Annotated in this window: 15 protein-coding genes; 7 read left to right on the top strand and 8 right to left on the bottom strand. The window is 70.7% G+C overall.

Annotated elements, in window-relative coordinates; translation table 11 throughout:
• Window positions 1-10 precede the first annotated feature (10 nt).
• Window positions 11-799, bottom strand: a complete 789-nt coding sequence (locus tag POL25_RS26130; RefSeq protein WP_272088913.1) for a response regulator — start codon at window positions 797-799, stop codon at window positions 11-13.
• A 306-nt stretch (window positions 800-1,105) separates the two neighbouring features.
• Here POL25_RS26130 and POL25_RS26125 point away from each other — a divergent pair, with 306 nt between their 5' ends.
• The 3 genes from POL25_RS26125 to POL25_RS26115 all read left to right on the top strand — a co-directional run bounded on the left by POL25_RS26125 (window position 1,106) and on the right by POL25_RS26115 (window position 9,554).
• Complete coding sequence (locus tag POL25_RS26125) at window positions 1,106-2,335, top strand: response regulator transcription factor (RefSeq protein WP_272088912.1); 1,230 nt, start codon at window positions 1,106-1,108, stop codon at window positions 2,333-2,335.
• Between the two features lie 437 nt (window positions 2,336-2,772).
• Complete coding sequence (locus tag POL25_RS26120) at window positions 2,773-8,793, top strand: Ig-like domain-containing alpha-2-macroglobulin family protein (RefSeq protein ID WP_272088911.1); 6,021 nt, start codon at window positions 2,773-2,775, stop codon at window positions 8,791-8,793.
• Entirely contained in the window at window positions 8,790-9,554 is a 765-nt protein-coding gene (locus tag POL25_RS26115) for a hypothetical protein (RefSeq protein WP_272088910.1), read from the top strand. Before POL25_RS26120 ends, POL25_RS26115 begins: the two co-directional genes overlap by 4 nt.
• Before the next feature lie 169 nt (window positions 9,555-9,723).
• On the opposite strand, the gene POL25_RS26110 is transcribed toward POL25_RS26115, so the two are convergent.
• Window positions 9,724-10,839: a histone H1-like repetitive region-containing protein gene (locus POL25_RS26110; protein WP_272088909.1), complete on the bottom strand. Its 1,116-nt coding sequence runs from the start codon at window positions 10,837-10,839 to the stop codon at window positions 9,724-9,726.
• Between the two features lie 323 nt (window positions 10,840-11,162).
• Between POL25_RS26110 and POL25_RS26105 the strand changes: the two genes are divergently transcribed.
• The gene (locus POL25_RS26105) at window positions 11,163-14,297 is read left to right on the top strand and encodes a hypothetical protein (RefSeq protein WP_272088908.1); all 3,135 of its coding nucleotides are present in this window, start codon (window positions 11,163-11,165) and stop codon (window positions 14,295-14,297) included.
• A gap of 214 nt (window positions 14,298-14,511) precedes the next feature.
• Window positions 14,512-15,801 (top strand): SMI1/KNR4 family protein, encoded by a 1,290-nt coding sequence (locus POL25_RS44525; protein WP_272088907.1) that lies wholly within the window; start codon window positions 14,512-14,514, stop codon window positions 15,799-15,801.
• 80 nt (window positions 15,802-15,881) lie between these two features.
• Here POL25_RS44525 and POL25_RS26095 read toward each other — a convergent pair whose 3' ends face one another.
• The 3 genes from POL25_RS26095 to POL25_RS26085 all read right to left on the bottom strand — a co-directional run bounded on the left by POL25_RS26095 (window position 15,882) and on the right by POL25_RS26085 (window position 17,983).
• Entirely contained in the window at window positions 15,882-16,355 is a 474-nt protein-coding gene (locus POL25_RS26095; RefSeq protein ID WP_272088906.1) for a BON domain-containing protein, read from the bottom strand.
• Between the two features lie 136 nt (window positions 16,356-16,491).
• The gene (locus POL25_RS26090; RefSeq protein ID WP_272088905.1) at window positions 16,492-17,484 is read right to left on the bottom strand and encodes an isopenicillin N synthase family dioxygenase; all 993 of its coding nucleotides are present in this window, start codon (window positions 17,482-17,484) and stop codon (window positions 16,492-16,494) included.
• A gap of 100 nt (window positions 17,485-17,584) precedes the next feature.
• On the bottom strand, window positions 17,585-17,983 hold the full coding sequence (locus POL25_RS26085) for a hypothetical protein (protein ID WP_272088904.1): 399 nt from the start codon (window positions 17,981-17,983) through the stop codon (window positions 17,585-17,587).
• A gap of 194 nt (window positions 17,984-18,177) precedes the next feature.
• On the opposite strand from POL25_RS26085, the gene POL25_RS26080 reads away from it, so the two are divergent.
• Complete coding sequence (locus tag POL25_RS26080; RefSeq protein WP_272088903.1) at window positions 18,178-19,041, top strand: trypsin-like serine peptidase; 864 nt, start codon at window positions 18,178-18,180, stop codon at window positions 19,039-19,041.
• 2 nt (window positions 19,042-19,043) lie between these two features.
• On the opposite strand, the gene POL25_RS26075 is transcribed toward POL25_RS26080, so the two are convergent.
• Window positions 19,044-21,857, bottom strand: coding sequence for a serine/threonine-protein kinase (locus POL25_RS26075; protein ID WP_272088902.1), 2,814 nt, complete (start codon window positions 21,855-21,857; stop codon window positions 19,044-19,046).
• Between the two features lie 78 nt (window positions 21,858-21,935).
• On the opposite strand from POL25_RS26075, the gene POL25_RS26070 reads away from it, so the two are divergent.
• Window positions 21,936-22,553 (top strand): RNA polymerase sigma factor, encoded by a 618-nt coding sequence (locus POL25_RS26070; RefSeq protein WP_272088901.1) that lies wholly within the window; start codon window positions 21,936-21,938, stop codon window positions 22,551-22,553.
• 12 nt (window positions 22,554-22,565) lie between these two features.
• On the opposite strand, the gene POL25_RS26065 is transcribed toward POL25_RS26070, so the two are convergent.
• On the bottom strand, window positions 22,566-23,345 hold the full coding sequence (locus POL25_RS26065; protein WP_272088900.1) for a hypothetical protein: 780 nt from the start codon (window positions 23,343-23,345) through the stop codon (window positions 22,566-22,568).
• Window positions 23,346-23,612: 267 nt separating this feature from the next.
• Window positions 23,613-25,631: a hypothetical protein gene (locus POL25_RS26060; RefSeq protein WP_272088899.1), complete on the bottom strand. Its 2,019-nt coding sequence runs from the start codon at window positions 25,629-25,631 to the stop codon at window positions 23,613-23,615.
• Between the last annotated feature and the right edge of the window lie 283 nt (window positions 25,632-25,914).

The following is a 25,914-nucleotide window of genomic DNA, read 5'->3' as shown; positions in this document are numbered from 1 at the left end:
GGCGGGGCAATCACACCACGAGCTCGGCCTCGAGCTTCTGCAGGCGGTGGCGCGCGAGCCCGAGGTTGCCCTTGACCTTGTCGATCGCCACGTAGAGGAAGAGGGTGTCGCCGCGGCGGAGCGGGCGGATCAGGTGGATCTGGTCGTCCAGCGTGATGAGGATGTCATGGATCGCGCCCTTGATGCCGAGCTCGTTCATGGTCGCCATCTTGGCCTTGACCACCTGGCAATTGCCCGCGGCCGCGATCTCGATGTTGAGGCGGGTGCCGCCGCCGGCGGTGCCGAGGCAGAACCCGGACTCCCAGTCGGCCAGCGCCGCCGCGATCGCGCCGTCGATCTTCATCGCTTCTTCGAGGGTCTTGTTGATGTTGGGCATGCTCTCCTCTTCAACCTGTGCTTCGTCGGATTCCGGGTGCGCAATGGTCGGGTCTGGGTCCGGCTGCGGGCGCGGTTCGTGCGCCGCCCGCAAGCTGGCCTGAACGCGGTCCCGCAGCTCGTCCACGTCGATCGGGAACTCGATGCGCTCGACGGGGACGCCTGCTTCGCGCAGGCGGGCGAGGACCTTGGTGTCCGTGCGCCGCGTCGCCATCAACACCGCGATCGGCGCCTCGCGCGCGGCGAAGGCGGCGAGGAACTCCTCGCCGGCCAGGAACGTCGCGCCGCCGGTCGTGATCATGACGTCGACGGGTTCGTCGCGGATGATTCGCAGCACTTCCGAGCGCAGGACCGGCCGCGAGACCTGGGTGCCGGCGCAGGCATCGTCGAGTGCCGACGCCGGGAGCCCCGAGATTGCGGCCACGTCGCCGACTACAAGAGTGCGTGCGCTCGAATCGCCAGCCATTCACCTGCGGGCGAAGGTCGCACGTGATGGTTGCTCGCGCAAGAGGAAATCGGTGAAAGCGGGCGGTAATCGCGTGTATGCCTCGAGATATGTACTATGTGCGATCGTCCGCGTACAGCTGTCCGTGGGGCCGTACGTGAGCTGTAGAAGGTGTGTACATTGCCGTTCAAGGGCGCGCGGGTGATTGCCCGGGCGGCGGCTCCGTCCAACAATCCCATGGACAACCAGGCATGGACCGACGATTCTCGGTTCGAAGTACCGGCCATGAATTTTTACGCTCCGTCGAACGCACCTCAACCTCGCGTCCTCGTCGCCGACGACGATCCCGTGGCGCGGGCGATGCTCTCCGGTCCATTACAAGAGCGCGGCTATGCGGTAAGCGAGGCGGAGGACGGGGCGTCGGCGTGGAGTTACCTCAGCGAGGCCGCGCCGCCGCAGATCGTACTACTCGATTGGATGATGCCGCGGATGACCGGGATCGAGGTGTGCCGCCGGCTGCGTGAGATGCCGCGGCGCCCGCTGGCCCACGTGGTGCTGGTGACGGCGAGGAACCGCCACGCCGATATGGTCGACGGATTCGCCGCCGGGGCCGACGACTTTTTGGTAAAGCCGCTGACGAGCTGCGAGGTGGTGGCGCGGGTGCAGGCGGCCGAGCGGGCGCTGGCGCTGGCGACGGCGACGCCGGGGCTGACGGCGGCGCTGGCCGAGGCGGCCGCGAGCCCCGGGGGAGATCTGCTGCTGCGCAGCGGGACCGAGGTCGGGCGGGTGTTCTTCCACGGCGGACGCGTGGCGTGGGTGCACCTGTCCTCGGAGACAGGCTCCCTCCATGACCTGTTGCGCGACCTGCCGGACGTGCGCGCCGACGACGTCACCGCGGTGTTGGAGGAGTGCTTCACCGCCGGGCGGCACTTCGCCGACGTGCTGATCGAGTGGGAGATCGTCACCGCCGAGGCGCTCGAGCAGCGGCTGCAGCGCTGGCTGGCGGCCAAGCTGCAGAAGCTGATGGAGCGCCGCCACGACGTGGTGATGTTCGTGCCGCAGCAGCGCCGCTACACCAGCAGCATGACGTTCGCGCTGTCGGAGCTGCTGCCGACGCCGGCGGGCCTGGTCGAGCCGCCGGCGCTGCCGCGGCTGATCGCGCCGCCGCTCGAGATCGACGCGGCCATGCGCACGTGCCTCGACGAGGCGATGGCGCTCGACGGCGCCCAGGCGGCGGCGCTGCTCGACAGCGACCGCGGGCAATTCCTGGCCCGCCGCGGCGACCCGCTCGACGACGGGCTGGTCCACGCGCTGACCCGCCTCCTCCATAGTGAGGATGTCGACGATTGCATCGACGACATCCTCGTGACGCGCGGCCCCCGTCTGCACCTGCTGCAGCGCACGCCGCGGACCGGCTGCTACCTGTTCGTCGAGCTCGATCGCACGAGCAGCAGCATGGGCCTGGCCCGTTCGCGCCTGCAGATGCTCGCGCGCCGGCTCGGCGACGGCGCTTGAACCCGCGCGCCGCAGACACCGTCAGCGACTGCCGGCGGTGACGAACGCCCCCGATGCGAGTGGTCCGAGAGACCCGGCGTCGGGGGTCTTTGTATTGGGTGGTGCCATGATTTGAATGGATTGATGCGTTCGTTGCATTCGATGTCGTGTCGTAAATGAGCAGTGTGATGGTGTTGTGAATGGTGGAATGGGCCATGAAGAACGTGTTTCATCGGAGGTGGGCTGCGATGATGCTTCGAGATCTTCCTGCATCGGGCGGGAGCTTTCGCGCGGGCGAGGCTCGCGGGCGCTGCGAAGTCGAACCCTGAGCGCGCGGATCGGACGAAATCGCCCCGTGGGCGGGCGTATCGGGCCCGGCTGCGTGCGCATACAATCGCGGCGTGCGTCCCGGTCGTCCGCTCCGAATCGTCTGCGCTTCCAGTCTCTCGCTCGCGTTGATGACGAGCTGTCCGGCCACCAAGGGCTCGGCGGTGGTGGTGGCGGTGCCCGACGGGCCGCTGTCGGCGGAGTCGGGCACGCGGGACATCGACCTGCAGAAGGCGCCGCAGGACGCGCCCGAGGGGCTCGAGGTCCGGCTGCGCGCGAGCGAGGAGCCGAAGGGCGGGGCGCTGGCCGGGCGGCCTCCGGCGCCCGCGGAGCCGCTGTCCGAGGCGCGCGCGGCCAAGCTGCTGGCGCGCCTGCCGGCGCTGACCGAAAAGACAGGTGACAGGCAGAACTTCGCCCTGCGCGAGAGCAGCTTGCCGGCGCCGCGGCCGGGCAAGACGGTGACGCAGGCCTTCCCGCCGCCGGCCGAGGCGGCGGCGCCGGAGCGGGCCGAGGCGGGGCCGCTGGCGGTGACGCGGTCGATGCCCGAGGGCGAGGTCGAGCTGGCGCCGCATCTTTCGGTGTCGTTCTCGCAGCCGATGGTGGCGGTGACGAGCCACGCGGAGCTTGCCAAGCTGAAGGTGCCGGTCGAGCTGTCGCCGCAGCCGCCCGGATCGTGGCGGTGGGTCGGGGCGAAGACCGTGATGTTCGAACCGGAGGGGCGGTTCCCGATGGCGACGGACTACAAGGTCCGCGTGCCGGCGCAGGTCAAGTCGAGCGTCGGCGGGGCGCTGGCCACGGCCAAGGAGTGGACGTTCTCGACGCCGCCGCCGAAGGTGCTCACCATGACGCCGATGGGCGGCCCACATGACCTCGAGCCGGTCATGGTGGTCGGCTTCGATCAGAAGATCGATCCGCAGGCGGTCCTCGAGGTCCTCACCGTCGACGCCGGCGGCAAGCGGGCGATCCGGCTGGCGACCGCGGCGGAGATCGAGGCCGACGCGACGGCGCGTGGGCTGGTGGCGGCGAGCGAGCCGGGGCGCAGCGTGGCGTTCCGGGCGGTCGAGCCGCTGCCGCGCGGGACCTCGGTCTCGGTGACGGTCGGGGCGGGCACGCCGTCGGCCGAGGGGCCGCGGCGCACCAAGCTGCCCCACTCGTTCGGTTTTTACACCTACGGGCCGATGCAGCACACCGGGGCGCATTGCAGCTGGGGCGGCGAGTGCCGGCCGCTGATGCCGCTGCAGGTCGAGTTCACAAATCCGATCGACCTCGAGCGCTTCGACCCCAAATCGGTCCATGTCGAGCCGTCGATCCCGGGCATGAACATCAGCGCCGGCGGCAATACGATCACCATCACCGGCGCGACGGTCGGCCGCACGACCTACTCGGTGACGGTCGCCGCCGGGCTGCCCGACGTGTTCGGGCAGGCGTCGGAGAAGCCGGCCGTGTCGCGGTTCACGACCACGCGCGCCGAGCCGCAGCTGCAGGGGCCGCCGCGCGATTTCGTGGTCCTCGATCCGAGCGGCGGGCCGAAGCTCTCGGTGTTCACGATCAACCGGCCGAAGCTGAAGGTGCAGCTGTTCGCGATCACGCCGGAGGACTACGGGAAGTACCTCAATTATCGCCGCGACATGGATTGCCGCGACGGCAAGCCGATCCCGCCGCCGCCGGGGCGGCTGGTGGCGACGACGACGGTCAAGGTCGACGACCGGCCCGACGCGCTGGTCGAGACGGCGATCGATCTGTCGCCGGCGCTGAAGAACGGGCTCGGGCACGTGATCGCGTTCGTCGAGCCGCCGCGGCAGCCGCGGGACTGCTGGCAGCGGCAGTACGCGATGGCGTGGGCGCAGGTGACCCGCATCGGCCTGACCGCGTTCGTCGATCCCGGCGAGATGGTGACGTGGGCGACCAACCTGGCCGACGGGGCGCCGCTCTCCGGGGTCGACGTGAAGATCGTGCCGCAGGGCGGGACGGGGCGGAGCGGGGCCGACGGGCTGGCGACCCTGCCGCTGGGCGATCGCGGGCAATTGCTGATCGCCAGCAAGGGCGGGGACGTCGCGTTCGTGCCCGAGAACATGTACTATTATTCGCCCGACTCGACCGGCTGGAGCGCGTATTCGCAGGGCGACGACTACCGCTTTTACGTGGCGGAGGACCGCGGGCTCTACAAGCCGGGCGAGACGGCCAAGGTCAAGGGTTGGGTGCGCAGCGTCGGCGGGGGCGAGCGCGGCGACATCGGCCTGACCTCGGCGTCGACGGCGAATTATCGGCTCTACGACCCGCGCGGCAGCGAGGTGCTGAAGGGCGAGGTGCCGGTCAACGCGGCCGGCGGGTTCGAGCTGACGCTGGCGCTGCCGGGTAATATCAACACCGGGCCGGCGCCGCTGCACATCGAGGTCGGCGGGCGCACGCATTATCACAACCTCAAGGTCGAGGAGTTCCGCCGGCCGGAGTACGAGGTGAAGGTCGAGGCGTCGCCGGGGCCGCACCTGGTCGGCACCAGCGCCGAGCTGACGCTGAGCGCCAATTATTTCTCGGGCGGCGGGCTCGCGGGCGCAGAAGTCGACTGGCGGGTGCGCAGCGAGCCGGCGAGCTTCAGCCCGCCGGGGCTCGACGAGTACAGCTTCGGCTTCACCGAGAGCTGGTCCTGGTGGCGCCGCGACGCCCGACCGCAGGGGCGCGAGTTCACGTTCACCGGCAAGACCGACGCCGCCGGCCAGCACCGGATCCGCGCCGATTTCGTGTGGAGCCGGCCGGCGCGCGCGTACACGGTCACGGCCGAGGGCTCGGCGCAGGACGTGAACCGGCAGAAATGGACCGGGCGCACCCGCCTCGTGGTCCATCCGGCCGACCTCTACGTCGGGCTCAAGACGTCGCGGCCGTTCTACAACAAGGGCGACAAGTTCAGCGTCGAGGCGGTGATCGCCGACCTCGACGGCAAGCTGATCGAGGGCAAGACGGCGACGGTGCTGGCCCAGCAATTCGAGTGGGTGCAGGAGCGCGGGCAATGGACGGAGAAGGTCGTCGACACCCAGAACTGCCCGGTCAGCTCGAGCAAGGGTGCGGCCCGCTGTGACTTCGTGGCCCGGCGCGGCGGCACGCTGCGGCTCGAGGCGACGGTGGCCGACGCCCGCGGGCGCGCCAGCGTGACGCGCACGGACCTGTGGGTGGCGGGCGGTGACACGCCGCCGAGCCGCACGATCGAGCAGGAGAAGGTCGGGCTGCTGACCGACAAGAAGGAGTACGGGGCCGGCGATGTCGCCGAGCTGCTGGTGGTGTCGCCGTGGCCGCAGGCCGAGGGCGTGATGACGATCCGCCGCTCGGGGCTGGTGCGCAGCGAGCGGTTCAAGGTCGAGGACGGGGCGGCCAAGCTGCGGGTGCCGATCGAGGAGGGCCACGTGCCGAACCTGCACGTCCACGTCGACCTGGTCGGCGCGGCCCCGCGGACCCGCGACGACGGGACGGCCGATCCGGGCCTGGCCCCGCGGCCAGCGTATGCGGCCGGGTCGGTCAACCTGCGGGTCCCGCCGCGCCGGCGCACGCTGCAATTGACGGCCAAGCCGCGCGACGAGGAGTTGCCGCCGGGTGCGGAGACGGTGGTCGACGTCGAGCTGAAGGACGCCGAGGGCAAGCCGGTCGCCGGCGGCGAGGTGGCGCTGGCGGTGGTCGACGAGGCGGTGCTGTCGCTGACCGGTTATTCGTGGCCCGACCCGGTGGCGACGTTCTACCTCGACCGCGACGGCGGGGTGCGCGAGCATCACCTGCGCGAGCTCTTGCTGTTGGCGCGGCCCGATCTGGCCAAGCTGCAGCTGACGGGCGCGGTCGGCAGCTCGCGCGACGGCGACAGCGACGATCGGGCCGAGGCCGCGCCGAAGCGGGCGAGCAAGAAGAACGCCGGCATGGCCCCGGGGGCGCCGGTGATGGCGCCGGCGCCGGAGGAGGAGAAGAAGGCCGAGGTCTCGAAGCCCACGGACGACGAGTCGGGCGCGCAGCAGGAGGAGGGGGCGATCGCGCTGCGGACCGACTTCAGCGCGCTGGCGCTGTTCGCCGCGGCTGTCCCGACGGACAGCAAGGGCAAGGCGCAGGTGAAGCTCAAGCTGCCCGACAACCTCACGCGCTATCGCGTGATGGCGGTCGCGGCCGCGGGCACGGGCGCGTTCGGCAGCGGCGAGGCGACGGTGACCGCGAGCCGGCCGCTGATGGTCCGGCCGTCGCCGCCGCGCTTCCTCAACTTCGGCGACAAGCTCGAGCTGCCGGTGGTGGTGCAGAACCAGGGCAAGAAGCCGCTGACGGTCGAGGTGGCGGTCCGCGCCGGCAATGCCAAGCTGACCGCAGGGACAGGTCGCAAGGTGCAGGTGCCGGCGGGCGACCGGGTCGAGGTCCGGTTCCCGGCCACGACCGAGCTGGCCGGCACGGCGCGGTTCCAATTCGCGGTCGCCAGCGGCAAGCACACCGACGCGGCCGAGGTGTCGCTGCCGGTGTGGACGCCGGCGACCACCGAGGCGTTCGCGACCTACGGCACGCTCGACAGCGGCGCGGTGGCCCAGCCGGTCAAGGCGCCGGGCCAGGTGTGGCGCGAGTTCGGCGGGCTCGAGGTGACGACGACTTCGACGGCGCTGGCCGGGCTGACCGACGCGCTGCTGTACCTGGTCCGCTACCCGTTCGACTGCGCGGAGCAGGTGTCGTCGCGGGTGATGGCGATCGCGTCGCTGCGCGACGTGCTGTCCGCGTTCGCGGCCGAGGGCCTGCCGCCGCCGAAGGAGCTCGAGGCCGGCGTGCGCCAGGACCTGCTGCGGCTGGCCAAGCTGCAGAACTATGACGGCGGCTGGGGCTTCTGGCGCTGGGGCGAGCGCTCGTACCCGTACCTTTCGATCCACGTCGCGCACGCGCTGGCCCGCGCCGACGCCAAGGGCTTCAATGTCCCCAAGGACATGACCCAAAAGGCAGTCAACTACCTGCAGTCGATCCGCTACCGGATCCCCGAGTCGTACGGGCCGGTCGAGAAGCAGGTGCTGCGGGCCTACGCGCTCTACACCCTGCGCCAGCTCGGCCGCGGCAACCCGACGGCGGCGCGCGAGCTGATCAAGGAGGCCGGCGGGATCGAGAAGATGGGGATGGAGGCGGTGGCGTGGCTGTACTCGGCGCTGCAGGGCGATCCGGCCTCGACCGCCGAGCTCGAGGCGATCCGCCTGATCGTCCGCAACCGGGCCGAGGAGACCGCGGGCGCGGCCCACTTCGTGACCTCGTACAGCGACGGCGGGCACGTGCTGCTGCACTCGGACCGCCGGGTCGACGCGTTGATGCTCGAGGCGCTGATCGCCGATCAGCCGAAGAGCGACCTGATCCCGAAGCTGGTCGAGGGGCTGATGGCCCACCGCAAGGCGGGCCGGTGGAGCAGCACGCAGGAGAACGCGTTCGTGCTGGTGGCGCTCGACCGCTACTTCAACACCTACGAGAAGATCACGCCCGATTTCGTGGCGCGGGTGTGGCTGGGAGCGCGCTACGCCGGCGAGCAGAAGTTCGCCGGTCGGCAGACCGACCGCCGGCGGATCGACATCCCGATGGCGGAGGTGGCGGCGATCGGGTCGGGCGACCTGATCCTGCAAAAGGAGGGCAAAGGCCGCCTGTACTACCGGATCGGGATGCGCTACGCACCGACCGATCTGATGATGCCGCCGAGCGATCACGGGTTCGTGGTCGACCGCGCGTACGAGCCGATCGACGACCCGAAGGACGTAAAGCGCGACGCCGACGGGACGTGGCGGATCAAGGGCGGGGCGCGCGTGCGGGTGCGCCTGACGATGGTGGCGCCGACCCGCCGCTACCACGTGGCGCTGGTCGACCCGCTGCCGGCCGGGCTCGAGCCGCAGAACCCGGCGCTGATGACGACCGGGGCGCTGCCGGAGGACCCGCAGGCGCTGAGCAAGCAGTCGCCGTGGTGGTGGTGGAACCGCCCGTGGTTCGAGCACCAGAACCTGCGCGACGAGCGAGCCGAGGCGTTCACTTCGCTGCTGTGGGAGGGCGTGCACACATACACGTACGTGGCGCTGGCGACCACGCCGGGGGTGTTCGTGGTGCCGCCGCCGAAGGCGGAGGAGATGTACCACCCGGAGACGTTCGGCCGCGGGTGGAGCGCGAAGGTGATCGTCGAATGAGTGCTGTGATTCGCGATGCGATGGCGGCGCGCGGCGGCCTCGTGGTCTGCCTGCTCGCCGCGTGCGCCGCTCCTGCCCCCGCGCCGACCATGCAACCCCCCGATCCGCCGAAGACCACCGCGCCCGCCAGCCCCGCACCCCGCATGACGCTCGCGCCGAACGAGCGGCTGCCGCTCGGCGGCGGGGTCACGGTGCATTTTGAAGGCGTGACCGTCGAATCGATCGAGGCCAGCCCCGACGGCAGCTATCCGGGCGGCAGCGGGATCACGCTGATGCTGATCTTCGAGGGCATGGGGGCGCCGGTGCGCCGCGAGATCAGCCTGCTCTCGGCGGGCTACGAGTCGGTGCGCGAGGCGTGGTTCGAGCGCTGGCGGGTCGAGGTCGTCGAGGTCGAAGATCCGAGCCGCAAGCCGCGGCTGGTGGTGACCGCCGAGCAGGTCACCGAGCGCGTGCGGCCCGGCCAGCCGATCGCGGCGCGGCTGCAGCGAGGCGCCGAGATCGAGCTCGGCTCGACGCGGATGAAGTTCCTCGGCCACTCGACCAAGCAGATCGACGCCGGGGAGGAGCCGCCGCTGCTGGTGGCGCTCGAGTACCAGCCGTTTCGCGCCGAGGCGGAGCGCTTCGAGCTCCACGTGGGCACCGAGGCGCGGCCGCAGGGGTGGAGCTGGCGCGACTACCGGTTCAACGTCGAGGCCCAGGCGTACGACGCGTGGGTGCAGCTGTCGATCGCGCGGCTCGAGCTCGAGCCGGTGCGGCGCTGAGCAGGGTCGAAACGGGGGATGTCTTTCGGGACATGTCCCCGGCCGCGCGCGGAGGTGTGCTTCTCGAGCACGCGTGGACCGACGTGTTCGTGCGGCTATGCGACGTGCAGACGTCGGGCCGCTCGCACGATATGTGGACAGGCGAGCGGTGGCCGAGCTGTGAGCCCGGTCAGAGCGTGTAAGCGTCGGTGTCGGCCTCGAGGTCGTCGGTGCTGCGCAGCTCGATCTTCGCGCGCTTCGCCAGCGGCGAGGCCCTGGCCAGCTTGAACAGGCCGTCGTCCTCCGGCATGGGCCACAGGCACAGCCGGCGCAGCGTCGGCAGCGCCTTGCCGTCGAGCAGCGGCTGGAGCGTGTTCGGCGGCCAGATCAGCGATGCATACAGGGGCTCGTCGTCCTCGACCCCGAAGCCGAGGTGAAGCTCCTCCAGGCGCGGTAGCGACGCCTTGGCCAGCGAGGCCACCGACGCCGGCCGGGCCCCCGTGCGCGCGTCCAGGACCCGGAGCGTGGGGTGATCGGCGGCCACGAAGCCAGGGCAGAGCAGCCGCAGGATCTCCAGGCGCGGGCAGGCCCGGGACAGGGCGGTCAGGTCGCCGCAGTCGCGCTCTTCGAAGCCGACCAAATCGCTCTGACCCTCGGGCAGGAAGCCAAGACGCAGCTCGCGCAACGCCGCGAGCGGAGGGCCCTCGGACAGCACGCGGATGACCTTGTCGGCCTTCGCGTCGATGCCGACGATGGTGAGCGTCTCCAGCTGCTGCGCCACGGGGTGCTTGACGAGCTTGGCCAGGAGCTTGAGCGGACCCGAGAAGGCGATCTTCCGCCAGGCCTTGCCCTCGCGGTCGGTGGCCGGCGATCTGAAATTGTAGGAGTACGAGATCAGGTTGTCCTCGATCTCGCTCAGCACCTCGTCCGTCGGAAAGCTCGCGGTGGGCTTGCTCGCAGTGGGCTTGTTCGCGGTGGGCTTCTTGGTTGTGGCCCTCTTCGCGGGGGTCTTCTTCGCGGGGGTCTTCTTCGCGGCGGTCTTCTTCGCGGCGGTCTTCTTCGCGGGGGTCTTCTTCGCCGTGGTCTTCTTCGCCGTGGTCTTCTTCGCCGAGGGCTTCTTCACCGCGGTCTTCTTCACCGCGGTCTTCTTCACCGTGGTCTTGTTCGCCGTGGTCTTCTTCGTGGAGGCCTTCTTCGCGGCGGCCTTCTTCGCGGCGGATTTCTTCGCGGTGGCTTTGCCCGTCTTGGGTTTGCCCGCCGCGGCCTTGCCTGAGGTCTTTGGCTTCGTCGTCTTGCTGTTGGCCATTCGCGGTCAGCATACGCAAAATCCCCTGGCCATTCTTGGCACTGTCGCTGGGGATGACCTGCACGTCCATCGGCGAGGCCGCCCCGACCGGCCTCGCCTCGGCCGCTGGCACTCTTCGCCATGGGGTATGTCTGAAGCAACATGTCCTCGGAGACATGTGATGCATCGCCTCAGGGTACGCGCCGCCTGGGGGCAGGGCGAGGGGTCTGGCGGAGACAGGGTTCTCCCTGTGAGCACGCGCTAGACACAAACATACCTCCAGGGTCTTGCGTTTTGGTAGGGTGCCGGCGTGGTGCGCTCTGGCGCACCCGCGGAGGAGACCGATGAGACTCGCCCACGGAATTGCCACCCTCACCGCGGCCACTTTGATGGCCGTCAGCCCGACCGCGAGCGCGGTTCAGACCCCTGCTGCGCACGCGCGGCGGCCCGCCGTGGAGGTCGCCCGGGGGGCTCCGGTGCGGGCGCTGGCCGACCTGACGTGGTACCAGGCGCCGGCGCGGCACGGGGGCGCGTGGGCGCGGCTGGTGGCCGAGATGGGGCCGCAGACGTGGGCGGTGTGGGACCGCGATACCGACGTGGTGCGGCGGATCTGGGGCGCCGGGATCGCGGCGCCCGGGAGCGCGGGTTCGCCCGTGGCGGCCGAGCGGCTCGCGCGGGCGTTCCTGGCCCGTCACGTCGGCCTGCTGGCGCCGGGGGCGTCGGCGGCGGACTTCACATTGGTGGCGAATGTCGAGAGCGGCGGAATGCGCACACTCGGGTTCGTGCAGCGGGTCCGCGGGGTGGCGGTCGAGGGCGGGCAGGTCAGCTTCCGCTTCCGCAACGACCGCCTGTTCATGATCGGCTCGGAGGCGCTGCCGCACGTGCCGGCGCCGGCGGTCCGCCAGGTGGGCGCCGCCCAGGCGCGCACGGCCGCGAGCGAGTGGCTGGAGCGCGACCTGTCCCCGGGGACAGTCTCCTTCGAGGCCGCGCACGAGGCGGTGGTGCTGCCGCTGGTGCGCGGGGGCGGGGTCGAGTACGCGACGGTGGTGCCGGTCGAGCTGGCGACCACGGCGCCGCTGGGGCGCTGGCGGGTCTACGTCGACGCGGCCACGGGCGAGCCGGTGGCGCGCAAGCAGACGCTGCTGTTCGCCAGCGGCAAGGTGGCCTACAACGCGCCAGTGCGCGAGCCCGGCGGCGAGCGGCAGAACTGGCCGGCCAACCGCGCGGCGCTGACGGTGGGCGGGATGAACGTCACCAGCTCGCCGACCGGCGACGTGATGTGGAACGGCAACAATGCGACCATGGTGACGACGCGGGCCAGCGGCACGCAGGTGACGGTCGCCAACGACGCGGGCAACGAGGCGACCGCGAACCTCAACCTGCAGCCGAACCAGACGGTCAACTGGAACGCGGCCAACGACGAGCTGGTCGACGCGCAGATCTCGACGTTCGTGCACGCCAACCACGTGATCGACTACGTGCGCCAGATCGACCCCACCTTCGAGTTCGTCGCCCAGCAGCTCGCCGCGACCGTCAACATCAACGAGAGCTGCAACGCCTATTACGACGGCAACATCAATTTCTTCCGCCAGAGCAACCAGTGCAACAACACCGGGCGGGTGGCCGACATCGTCTATCACGAGTACGGCCACGGGGTGCACGACCACGCCATCATCCAGGGCGTCGGTAACTTCGACCCGGCGCTGTCCGAGGGCGTGAGCGACTACCTGGCGGCGACGGTGGTCGACGACCCGGCGATGGGCATCGGCTTCTTCCTCAACGACCCCGGGCCGCTGCGCCACATCGACCCCAACGGCAGCGAGGCGGTGTGGCCCGACGACGTCGACGGCGACACGCACATCACGGGCCTCATCATCGCCGGCGCGCTGTGGGACCTGCGCAAGGCGCTGGTCGAGGACCAGGGGCCGGGCGCGGTGGCCCACGCCGATCACATCTACTACGAGTCGATCCGCCGCGCGGTCGACATCCCGAGCATGTACTTCGAGGCGCTGGCGGCCGACGACGACGACGGCGACCTCGCCAACGGCACGCCCAACCAGTGCCTGATCAACAGCGCGTTCGCCAAGCACGGGCTGTTCAAGCTCGGGGTCGACGTCGAGGCGCCGGGGGTGGCGCTGCCGCAGCTGGCCGAGTACACGGTGTCGGTCGCGGTCGACGGCGCGGGCGGGCAGTGCAGCGGCGGGGCGATCGAGTCGGCGGAGCTGACGTGGCGCCTGCGCGAGCAGCAGGACGTCGGCGGGGTGATCGCCATGGACGTGGCGCCCGATCAGATCACGGCCAAGATCCCGCAGCAGCCGGCCGGCAGCGTGGTGCAGTACCAGGTCAAGATCACGTTCGCGGACGCGACCGAATTGCAGTACCCGGAGAACGCGGCCGATCCGTTCTACGAGTTCTTCGTCGGCGCGGTCGAGGAGATCTACTGCACCGATTTCGAGTCCGACCCGGCCGCCGACGGCTGGACGCACGGGCTGTCGATGGGGCAGCAAGGCGAGGGCGCCGACGACTGGATGTGGCAGGAGCCGCTCTCGCCGACGGCGTCGGGCGACCCGCAGGCGGCGTTCGACGGGACGCGCGTGTTCGGCAACGACCTCGGCGGCGGCAACTTCAACGGGACGTATCAGTCGGAAAAGACCAACTTCGCGCAGTCGCCGGTGATCGACACGACCGGCTATTCGCAGGTGCGCCTGCAGTACCGCCGCTGGCTCAACATCGAGGACGGGTTCTTCGACCGCGCGCGCATCTACGCCAACGACGAGCCGGTGTGGACCAACTTCGCCAGCCTGATGATGAACGACGCGAGCACGCACCACACGGACCGCGAGTGGCGGTTCCACGACGTCGACCTGACGGCGTCGGTGGTGAACGACGCGGTGACGCTGAAGTACGAGCTGCGCAGCGACGGCGGGCTCGAGATGGGCGGCTGGACGCTCGACGCGCTGTGCGTGGTCGGGGTGGTCGACGCGCCGGCGGCGGTGTGCGGCGACGGGATCGTCAGCGTCGGCGAGGATTGCGACGAGGGCGCGAACAACAGCGACGAGGCGGCCGACGCGTGCCGCACCGACTGCTCGGACGCCGGCTGCGGCGACGGGGTGGTCGACAGCGGGGAGCAGTGCGACGACGGCAACGCGGCGGGCGGCGACGGCTGCGAGGCCGATTGCTCGGTGGACGGTGACTCGACGACGAGCGGCGGGTCGGACTCGGACGGCTCGAGCGGGCAATTGCCGACGACGGGTGCTTCGAGCGAGACCGGGCCGGAGCCGACCACCTCGGCGACGGACGCGGGCAGCGACACCGAGGCGAGTGATTCGACGGGCTCGGGCGGCGACACGGACAGCGACACGGGCGGCGGCGCGACCGACGAGAGCGGCTGCGGCTGCCGCCAGGACGGGCCCGGCGGGGCCGGGCTGTCGGCGCTGACGCTGCTGCTGCTGACGCTGCGCCGGCGCCGGGCTCGCTGAGCGAGGTCGCCGGCGCGTCGGCGATTGCGCTCGACCTGCCTCGACGATGCGGTGATGCCGGATCGTCGAGCGGGGTTGACGCTCGCGCGCAGGCTGTGAGCTGGCCGACCGGTCGCGATTCGGATGGGAGCTGTCCTTCGGGACAGCCGTGCCATCGCCTTCGTGGGAGCTTGGGGTCGGCGCCGGCGCGCGGTCTTGCGCGCGGCCTGCCGGCGTGCCACGATTCCGCCGACAGGCGCTGATGAAGATCCACTGGCCCGACCTCGACCTGATCATCGAGGGCCTCGAGCTCACCGAAGCGTGCCGGCTCGATCCGACGACCGGCCGCTTCACGATGGAGGAGGTCGGCTACCCGTTCCTCGCCGGCGTGTGGCCGAGGCCCGACGAGCAGCACCTGTGGGGCGCGAGCATGGTTCAACCCGAACGCGGGACCATCGTGCGTGCCCGCTTCTTGATGCTCCGGCTCAGGGCCCGGCGCGCCTGCGCGAGAGGCCTCGCTGACCCCGCGCAGACGGCCCACATGCTGCGCGTGCTCGACGGGGAGGGCTCGCCGGAGCAGTGCGCCGCTTTCTCGAATTACATCGAGGCGCGGCGCCCCGGCCCGCGCCGCCGCATGCTGGCCGAGCTCGTCAAGCGCGTCGAGCAGGATCGCGAGGATCGCAACGACGCATTCCTCGGGCGCGGCTCGGACGCGCGCGACGACGATATGCTGACGCACCTGCGGATCGCCGCGTTCGACCACGAGCTACGCCGCGTCGACGGCGAGGCCCGTGAGGCCCTGATCGAGTCGCAGTACCTCTCTCACCTCGACGCAATCTGGCGGTGGGCCGAGCGCCTGCCGGAGCCGCCCGACGAGCCGCCGCCGTGGATCCCCGAGGTGCTCGCGTGGCGTGAGCGCGAGGCCGCGGCCCAGCGCGCCCGCGTCGACGGCCTGCTCGTTCGCCTCGAGCGCTGGCTCGCGACTCATACCCCCGCCGTCCACGCCGAGCTGCGGCCGGGCGCCGACCCGGCGCGGCTCGACGCCTGCGAGCGCGAGCTCGGCCGTCCGCTGCCGCCGGCGCTGCGCCAGCTGTGGGCCTGGCACGACGGCGGCGGCGAGTTGATGCCGATCGCGTTCGTCTACTCGCTCTATTCGATCGACGAGGCCGTGGCCCGGCGCACCGACTGCCGCAAGTGGTTCGCCGACGAGCCCCAGTGGTGGAACCCAGCCTGGCTGCCGTTGCTGCACGATCCGTCGGGCAACGACATCTGCCTCGACCCCGGCGGTGAGTTCGGCGGCGAGGCCGACGAGCTCGTCAGCTTCTGGCACGACGACAACGACCGCCAGATCGTCGCCTACGACATCGAGTCGCTGCTCGACACGCTGGTCGCCCTTTACGAGTCCGGCGAGATCACGGCCGAAGGCGACGACCTCGCCGGCGTCAGCCAGTGGGAATGGACCGTGTGGTCGCGCCGGCGCGTCGGCAGCCGCCCGCCGACCTTCAAGGTCGCCAGTCCTCGCTGACCCGCGCTCGCAGCCACGCGTCAGCACGCCTCAAGGCAACTGAGACATGCTGTGAGATGCCCTTCAGGACAGCCGCGCTGTCACGCGGTGGACGCCTTGCCGCCGGCGACCGCCATGCGGTCGTCGAGCTCGCCGACGCCGGCGGTCTGCAGCGCCAGCTCGACGATCAGGCGGCGCGTGTTCGGGTCGTAGACGAGGCCGCTGAGGGTCACGATGCCGCTCGCCACGGCGACCTCCACCTCGCTGGCGTCGATGTCGGGGTGCCAGGTGAGGGCCTCGTTGATGTCCTCGGCGATCCGGGCGTCGGAGCGGCGGTAGGTCCGCGGCCCGCAGCCGACGAAGCGGCCGCGGCCGGACTCCGACGCGAGCAGCGCCTCGCCCTCGCGGGCCCGTGGCGCCGATGGCCACGGTTGGGGCTCGCTGTCCGGCCACGTCACCTCGCCGTAGAGGCCCTGGGAGCGGAAGCCGGGATCGATGAACTCCTCGAACGGCGCCTCCGAGTCGGTGTTCGCGCGGGTGCTCTCGCGATCGCTGGTGTGGTGCTTCGCACGCATGGCTGTTCCCTCCGCAATTTCACAACGTAGGGAAGTGCCGCGGAGTGACCACTGTACATTGTTCAATATCCGACTCAGGCGATGCGAGCGCGGCAGAGGTCGGCTGTGGCTGCGGCCCGCGTGGCGGGCGCCTGGGTCACATCTCGGCCTTTACGGCGGCGTGCAGGGCGGGGAAGACGCGGGCCACCTTGCCGAGCAGGTATTCGCCGTAGGTGCCGCGAAAGGCGTGCACGCTGGCGGAATCCCAGCGCTCGGCGGCGTCGTCGGGCAGGTCGGCGGCGCGCGGCAGGGGCACGATCTCGGCGTCCCACGCGGGGTCGAAGAAGAACGGGAACGACAGGCGATCGCGCGCGGTCGAGGCGCGCACGCGGTGCGGGGTCGAGCGGTACCAGCCGCCGGTGAGGCGGTCGAGCATGTCGCCGATGTTGCACACGAGCGCCCCGGGCAGCGGCGGGGCGTCGATCCATCCGCGCGGGGTCTTGACCTGCAGGCCGCCGACGTCGTCCTGCACGAGCAGCGTCAGGAGGCCGTAGTCGGTGTGTTCGCCGACGCCCCAGCCCGGCTGCGGCGTCGCCGGGTAGTGGAAGATCCGGAACAGCTGCGTCGGCTCGCCCGTCCCGCCGGTGTAGTGCACGCGGAACCACTCGGGCGCGAGGCCGAGGCTGCGGGCCACGCCCTCGAGCACCAGCTGGGCGACTTCGGCCAGCTGCGCCATGACGGCGAGCACGACCGGGCGCAGCTCCGGCAGCCACGCCGGCCACAGGTTGGCGCCGTGCAGCGGGACGCCGGCGCGCACGCGCGGGTGGTCGGCGGGCAGCTCTGTCCCGAAGTACAGGCCCTCCTTGAGGTCGGGCTGGCCCGAGGTGAGCTCGCCGCCGAGCGGGAACCACCCGCGCCAGGCGCGGCCGCCGTGGTGCATCGCGAGGGCCTGCTTGTCGGCGTCGGCGGCGGCGAAGAAGCGGCGGCTCAGGGCCTCGAGGCGGGCGAGCAAGGTTGGGTCGAGGCCGTGGCCGACGACGTAGAAGAAGCCGCTGTCGCGGCACGCGGCGGCGATGGCCCGCGCGAGCGCGTCGGCGGCGGCAGGGTCGTGTCGGAGCGGCGAGAGGTCGAGGACCGGGAGCGCAGACACGCGGCGGATGGTAACAGGTCGGCGAGGCGAGCGCGACGCGCGATGACCTGGCTTAAAGAGCAGGTTCCGCGCGCCTCGCTCGCCTCGCGGCGTCGGATCGTCAGGCCCGCCGCACGCGCACCTTGATCTTCAGCCCGACCGGCGGGGTCAGGCCGCCGAAGCCCCAGGACCACTCGTTGCTGACGGTGCCGGGCGCGGTGAAGGTGAGGGTCGTGACGGGGCCGCTCTGGGACCAGGACATCACGCCGCCGTGGGACGAGGGCAGCTCCTGCGGGTCGCTGCGGCTCTCGTCGAGGTAATAGCCCTCGTTCTGCGGCGATAGCGTGATCGTCACCGGGCCGGTGCTGTCGACCTCGGCGAGGACCTCGGTGATGATCTCGCCGGGGGCGTAGTAGGGATAGCCGCTGTTGTTGAAGGTCAGCGCGAGCGTGCCGGTCGAGGTCGGCTGCGTGCTGAGATTGGCCCCCGAGCTATCCTTCAAAGTCCATGTGACTGCCATGACAATACAACTCCTGTGACGCGCCGGCCCGGCGGACATCGCCGACGCCGTCGCGCTGTGAACCGGTAGTGCCAAGACGTCGGCGAACCGTTCACGCCGTCGCGACAAATGATCGATCTCGCGGTGTAGATGCACGGAAGGGGATGCCGATGCGACTATCACCCGAAGAGACGAAGGCCGGAGGAGCGACGCAGATGACGACGTCCGAGGACACCCTGGAGAGTCACGAGGTCGGCCTCGCCGCGCCGCCCGGCGAGCCGCTGCAGACGCTGACCGCGGCCGAGGCGGACGGGCTGGAGCTCGTCCATCAGTGGTTCCCGGCCCCGCTGACGGTCCGCGACGGGAGCTTCGCGCTGCCGCCCGAGCCGGCCTGGCGCGCGGTGGTCCACGCGGCCAGACGGCATCTGGAGGCGATGGTGGGGGCGGTCGGCCGACTCGAGTGCCCCGAGCTCGGGCCGCTGACGCAGTGCGGCTCGGCATGGTTGATCCGTCCCGACGTGGCGGTGACCAATCGCCACACGATCCTGTCGCTCCTCGACGACGTGCAGCGCGGCGCCCGGACGTTGCGCGTGAACCTGAGCGCCGAGGCCGACGGTTCCGCGGTGCTCCACTGCCCGGTCACCCGGGTGCTCTACATCGACCCGATCCACGACCTGGCGTTCTTGCGAGTCAAGCAGCGCGGGGCGCCCCAGGTCGGGCTGGTCGTCGTCGATTCGATCGTCACCGCCAATCCCGTGGCGGTGATCGGTTTCCCGAGCCACGCGGAGGGCGGCTACGCGGAGCCCGAGTACCAGCAGATCTTCGGGGACGGCTGGTTCGACCGCGAGGGCCGCGGGTTCAAGCGGATCTCGCTCGGGCGCCTGGTGTCGACGTCGGACACGTTGCTCGAGCACGACTGCACCACGCTCGGTGGCAGCTCGGGCGGGGTGATCGTCGACCTGGTCCGCGGATCGGTGATCGGCCTCAACTTCGGCGAATCACGCGACCGCCGCGTCAATCTCGGGGTGCCGGGGTGGGTGGTGCAGCAGCGGCTGGCGCAGCTGGAGGGCTCGATTTGAGCTCACAAGGTAGCCTCGATCTCGGCGGCGCGCGCTCGAAGTCGCCGCACCCGTTCCCCGCCGCGACGGGTCGCCACGAGCGCGTCGGCGAGCTCGCGCATCGTCGCCGCGAGCGTGAGCGTCAGGCCGAGGCGCTCGTGCGGCGCGCCTTCGAGGATCGCCAGCGCTTCCTCGAGGAACGCGAGCGCCAGCTCCGGCTTGTCCTGCGCCAGGTGCACGAGCCCGAACCCCCGCAGCGGGAGCGCCCGCAGCGCCGGCTCGGGCATCGATGCGTCGGTGTAGAGGGTCATCAGACGGGTGAAGTGTGGGAGCGCTTCGGGGCACCTTCCGAGCTCGCACAGACAATCGCCGAGGTTGGCCAGTTGCCCCGGGAGGTCGAGGTTCTTGCGCGTCGGATTGGCGTCGTAGATCTCCAACAGCTCTCGATTGAGCACGAGGACGCGATCGCAGCGGGACTCAATTGCGAAGATGTTCGACAACTCGGCGAGCACCATGATGCGCTCGGCGTGTCCGCGCGGGACCAGGCTGTCGTAGGTGGCGAGCGCCCGATCGAGTCGCGCCACGGCCTGGTCGAGGGCATTTTCGACGAAGTCGAGCTGCGCCAGCGAGACGTCGGCCTTTGCGACCCAGAGGTGGACCTCGCCGTAGGTGGCTACGAGAGCGGAGCGCGCGTGCTCGAGGTGCTCTCGAGCTTCGGCGGGTCGCTCGAGCTCCCGGAGGTCCATGCCGAGGTTGAGCTCGACGCGCGCGGGCCACGGGTGGTCGCTGCCGAAGTCGTTTCGCAGCTCGGCGAGCAATTGTTCGTGCAGCCCGCGCGCCTCTTCGAACTTATAGGCCTCGCCCAGGCTGGAGGCGAGCTGCAGGCGAGCGAGGATGATGTCGGGGTGTTTGGCGGGGAGCTGGGACTGCAAGAGAGTGAGCGCCGCGCGCCGCTTTTCGACGGCCTCGGGGGCCCGGTCCTCGGCGATCAGGATCTCGCTCTCGACCGTCGCCAGCGCCGCGTCGGTGAGCCGGACGTTGCGCGGACGCTCGGCCTTCGCGTGGTCCAGGTACGTCCGTGCCGCGGCGGGGGTATCGAGCTCGACGGCATGGACTCGCGCCATCTCGCTCCAGATCTGCCACATCAGCGTCGGCCGTAGATCCGACGGAGTTTGATCGTACGCGAGGTTCAAGCTTTCGACAGCTCCCCGCCCGTCGCTGAGCAGCTGACCCTGCGCCTTGCCGAGCAGCAGCAACGCTTCGGCCTCGCCGTTGCCGTTGCCGTCGCTTCGGATCGCGGACAGGGCGCCCTCGATCAAGGTCGCGGCCATTCGACCCTGGTGCGTGCTCGTGAACATCTTGGCACGATCGAGGAAAGTGCGGACCCTGGGGTCGAGGCGTTCGGCGGGGTCGATGGTGTTGCGCAGGGTGATCAGCCGGCATCGCGAAGGGTCCGGCAGGCGGGCCACCAGAGACTCCGCGTCGGCGACGAAAGACGCACCCTCGGTGGCGAGGGCTTCGAGCAGCGTGGCGACCTCGCTGCGGCGGCTTTCGAGGCAGGCGAAGCTGCGCTGGAGCAGCGCCTCCGATTGTTGCGTGCGAGGCAGATCGGCGCTGCAGTTCTCGTCGGCGACCTTGGACCATTGACTCACGTAAGCGTCCAGCCCGGTGCTCGCGCGCTGCCACGTGCGCTCGGCGTACGGCAGACCCGTGGACTTGAAGGCGTCGAGCAGCTTCTTCCGCTGCTCGTCGTTCCAGATCTCGGTGATGGGAGTACCGACCGCCAGGCACTGCGACTCCGACGATTGCCTGAAGATCGTCGCGCCGAGGGCGGTCGCGCCGGCGAGGGCGGCGACGAGGCCGACGGCCAGCGCGCGGCGCCTCCGTCGCTTCGGCGTCTCGACCAGCACGTCGACCAGGGCGGCCATCGACGGCCAGCGCGCCGCCGGGTCGAGCGCGAGGGCGCGGGTCAGGGCCTGGCGCAGCCACTGCGGCGCGGAGGGCTCGGCGGGCAGCGTCAGGGCACCGCCTGTCTTTTCGGCCAGGCGATCGAGCGCGCGCGGCGGGGTCCGGCCGAACACTGCCTCGTGCAGGGCCACGGCGAACGAGTATTGATCGCTGCGGGCGTCGCAGGGCTGGCCGCGGACCTGCTCGGGCGACATGTACGCGGGCGTGCCGGCGAACTTGCTGGTAGTGCCGTCGGTCGCGGGCGAGGCAGTGGGATCGGGCTGGGTCTCCTGATGACTGTGGTCGGCGACGGCGAGGCCGAAGTCGGCGATCCGGACCCGGCCGTCCTCGCCGACCAGCGCGTTGGCCAGCTTGAAGTCGCGGTGGACGATGCCGAGGCGATGGGCCGCCGCCAGCCCGCGGCCGGCCTCGACGAATCGCTCGAGGATCGCGGGCAGCGGGCGCGGCTCGCGGTCCAGCCATTCGCGCAAGGTCGTGCCCTCGACCAATTCCATGACGATGAACAGGGCGCCGTCGAATTCGCTGACCTCGTGGATCGGCACGACGTTGGGGTGGGCCAGCTTGGCCTGCATCTGCGCCTCTCGCAGCAGGCGCTCGCGGTCTCTGGCGCCCTCGCGCAGGCGGTCGTCGCGGATGACCTTGACCGCCACTTGGCGGCCGAGCTGGACGTCCTCGGCCGCGTAGACCACGCCCATGCCGCCCTGGCCGAGGATCCGGACCACGCGGAAGCGACCGAGCTGGACCGGCGGGTGCTCCTCGGCGAACAGCTTCGATTTGAGGCTGCGATACATCGCCTCGTCGGCGAGGTCGCGCTTCTCGGAGCCGAGCTGCTCGAGGCCGGGCCAGGTGTGCTCCTGCTTCGGGTCCATGGCCGGGGTAGTGTCTCCGAGGGGCGGGTCCGTCAGCCAGCGGGTTTCGCGGCCTGGCCCTCGTGGTAGAGTGGCGCCATGTCGAGCGATCAGGAGCTCCTCACCGCCTGGCGGGCCGGCGATCGCCAGGCGGGCAGTACGTTGTTCGACCGCTATTTCGACGCCGTGCGCAGGTTCTTTCGCAACAAGGTGGAGCAGCAGGCCGAGGACCTCGTGCAGCGGACCTTCATCGGCTGCGTGGAGGGCCGCGACCGGTTCCGCGGCGACGCCTCGTTTCGCACGTATCTGTTTGCGATCGCCCACAACGTCCTGCGCGACCACCTGCGCCGCAACCGGCGGGCGCCGGAGGAGCTCGACCTCGAGAAGCTGTCGCTGGTCGATCTGGGATCGAGCCCGACGTCGCTGCTGGCGGCGCACGCGGAGCAGCGGCTGCTGCTGCACGGGCTGCGGCAGATCCCGGTCGCGTCGCAGGTGATCCTCGAGCTTTATTATTGGGAGCGCATGAGCGGGCCGGAGCTCGGGGCGTTCCTCGGGGTGCCGGAGGACACGGCGCGCAGCCGCCTGCGGCGGGCCAAGCAGCAGCTCGAGGCGGCGATTCGTGGGCTCGAGGCCAGCGCGGCGGAGATGGAGAGCACGATCTCCGGGCTCGAGCAATGGGCGGCCGGGCTGCGGGCCCAGCTCGTGGCGTCGCGGTGAGGCGGGCGACCGTCATCGCGTGAGCCGCTCGATCCGCTCGCGGACCAGCCAGCCGGGCACCGACGCGTGACCGCCGACGGTGAGGCCGATCGCCTGGCCCGAGGCCAGATCGAGCAGCACGCCGCCGGGACGGCCCGCGCAGTCGTGGCGCAGCAGCACCGAGGAGACCTCCTGGACCCGACCCTGGACCAGGCGCAGGCCGCCGGGCAGCGCCTCGCCGGCCTGTGATTCCGGAGAATCACTACAGTCGATCGCGGCCAGCTCGTGACCGTGGGCGACGCCGGGGGCGAGGGCGATGAAGCTCGGCTGCGCGGCGACCCGCAGCAGCGCGAGGTCGCAATCGGGGGCGACGTAGAGGACCTCGCGCACCGCCACGGGGGTGACGCCGGCGAGCTCGAGCTGCAAGCTGCGCTCGCCGCGGGTCAGCTGCGCGAGGCAGGGCAGGAGCGGCTTGCGAATGGTGGCAGCCAGGTCGGGGCGCACGAGCCAGGCGGTGGCGAGGGCCCGGACGTGGCCGGAGTCGACCGAGGCGAGGCGACCGACGCACGCGCTCGCGGTGGCGATGGCCCGCTCGAGCGCGGGGTCGCGGGGGCGAGCGGCGGGCGCGGGGGCGAGCTCCGCCGTGGAGAGCGCGGGCGGGGGCCACAGGCGTCGCAAGCTCGCCCCGGCGTCGCTGGTCTCGGGGCCGGCGAGCAGCCCGGCCAGGCCCGCCAGCGCGGCCTCGTCGCTCTCGGCGGCCGCCCAGGCGGCGAACAACGCCCGCACCCCGCTACCCTGCTCGGACTGACCCATGGTGGCGGTAGTCGCCAGGCGAGGGCGATCCGTTGCGAGAATCGGCGTCGCGCGGAGGGCGCGGTCTTCCGCGGGGCGCAAGGATTGCTGCGGGGTCTGAACGGGGGGGAAGCTCGACGCCGCGAGCGCGGCAGACTGTGGATATTCGCCGGCGAGTCCCAGGTGTGGTGAATGGCGATAGTTGGTGAACACGAAATGACGCCTGCTCGGCGGCCGGGTCGGCCGCCGGGCAGGCGATTTCGATGTTCACGACCCGTCGTTATGCGATCACTTGCCGGCCTTCTTGCCCTTCGTCACCAAGACCTCGACCTTGGCGGTCGGCAGGGCGCTGTCCTTGAGGCGCACGCTGGTCATCTTCACGGCCTTGGTGCCGTCGAACACCTTGATGGACTTCTTGCGCGCGGCCGCGGTGCCGACCTGCTTGACGGTGACGCCCTTGGGGCTGAGGTTGCCGACCTTGGCGCGGGCCTTGTCGACGGCGTCCCAGGCGCGGCCGATCACGCCGGAGTCGAGCACCTTCTGGAGCCGCTGCACGCTCTGGAGCGCGCCCTCGCTGGCCAGTTGCTGCTGCACCTGGTCATACTTCTTGGTGATGCCGGCCTTGTCGATCACCGATTCGAGCACGACCTTCTCGGCCGGGTTCGAGATCAGGTCGAGGTGGTTGAATACGTCGAGCAGGCCGCAGGTCGGGCAGGTATCGGGGTCGAACTTGTCCTTGAGCTGCTCGAGCTTGTTGGGCCGCAGGCCGCTGCCGCGCCCGGCGTAGCTCGGGCAGTCGTCGACGGTCTTCGGGCCCTTGCCGCCGAACACCAGCGGGCCCGGGAGCAGCTTGCCCCTGGCATCGAACAGCTTCAGCGGGTTGAGCGCCGCGGCGAACAGGAAGCGGGCGCGGAACACCCCGAGGTCGAGGCGCTCGTGCAGCACCGAGTCCTTGACGGTGGCGAGCTCGAGGATCGCCGCGTTCGGCAGGTTGCCGAGGGTGTAGGGGCACTCGTAGTAGTCGGCCTTTTCGACCACGTTGCCGCTGGTGCTGACGGTGCCGGTCGACTGCCAGCTCGGCAAATGGTCGGCCGGGTCGCCGGTGTGGAGCACGCGGTTGGGGCTCTCGCCGAGGTAGGTCGAGCGGGCGAAGGTCGAGGCCGACACGATCGAGGCGCACGGCTTGCCCGCGAGGTCGGTGTTCATCGGCACGACCTCGGTCGGGATCTGGAAGTAACCGACGGTCTTGTTGCCGCCCTCCATGTAGTTGCACTTCGACTTGGGGAAGCGCAAGAAGCCCGAGAGGCTCTTGCCCTTGCCGGTCGGGTCGATGCGGGCGGTGGCGGCCAGCGCGAGCGCGTCGTTCTTGATGGAGGTGCGCACGTCGAGGCTGACGGGGCTGAGCGCCAGCGCCTGGGCGATGGTCATGTCGAGCCGGGGGATCTTGGTGTTGAGCGCTTGATTGCGGTAGTCGACGGCCTGCGCGATCGCGGGGTCGATCAGCCCCTGCACGTGCTCGCGCAGGAGGACGTTGGCGGCGTTGATCTGGTCGGTGAGGGCGTCGTTGATGACGTCGATGATGGCGTCGTTGGCCGCGTCGGCGCCGATGGCCCCGAGGATCGCGCCGAGCGCCGCGCCGAGCGGGCCGAGGGTGACGCCGCCGACGATCGCGCCGGCGGCGATGATCTGCTCCTCGAGGCCATGGATGACGACGTCCCCGCCCTCCTTCTTGAGCTCGACCTTGAGGTTCTCGGCCTTCGGGGTCGGCCACAGCGTGAGGTCGACGCTGGCGCGCGCGCCGATCTTGACCCACAGCTCGACCGTCTCGCTGTTCGAGTACCAGATGCCGGTCTCGTGCTTGATCCGGGCGTCGAGGTCGATCCGGACCTGGGTGTCGATCGCGAGGCGGAACTTGTTGTCCGCGGCCGGGCCCAGCTGGGTCAGCTTGGGCTGGTTCTTCTTGGTGAACCGCAGCTTCGAGTGGAGGAAGACGTCGACCTCGGTGTCGGGGCACAGCTCGTCGATGCCGAGGCCGGTGCACTTGATGTAGAACTCGTGGTGGCGGCCGACGACGTCCTCGAGCAGCTGGTCGAGCATCGGCTCGAGGGTGTCGTAGGGGATGTCGAACGGGCGGTAGAACACCGGCTGCAGGTTCTGGTACTCGAGCATCTCGAGGTCGAAGGTCTTGGTCTGGATGTCGTACGGGACCTGGACGTTGACCCGCACCGAGGCGGCTCCGGCCGCTGCGGGCGCGGCAGCGAGCGTGAGGGCGGTGCAGGCGGACAGGAACTTTCGCGTGCTGGGCATACAAACCAGAGCGTCAGCAGGCGGCGGAACAATTGCCCGCCGATGCGTGCGTCGACGTGTCTCCCCGGGCACCCACGGGCGAGCGCGCACCCGGGCGCGGTGAACGTCGATTCGAGATGTCCTTCGGGACATATGACGCAATGCGCGAGATCGCGGCCGACGTGGCTTCGGGGGCGACCCGAAGGGGAAACGAGGGCGATGAGGCGGATGGGCGAGTCGCGGCCCGCGGGCCGACGCAGCGCGCCGCAGCGAGTGCCGAAGGCTCGCTCCGCCGCGGTCGAGG

This window comes from Nannocystis bainbridge (assembly GCF_028368995.1).
In the GTDB taxonomy this organism is placed as follows: Bacteria; Myxococcota_A; Polyangia; order Nannocystales; family Nannocystaceae; genus Nannocystis; species Nannocystis bainbridge.
This window is presented reverse-complemented; position numbering and strand designations above follow the sequence as displayed.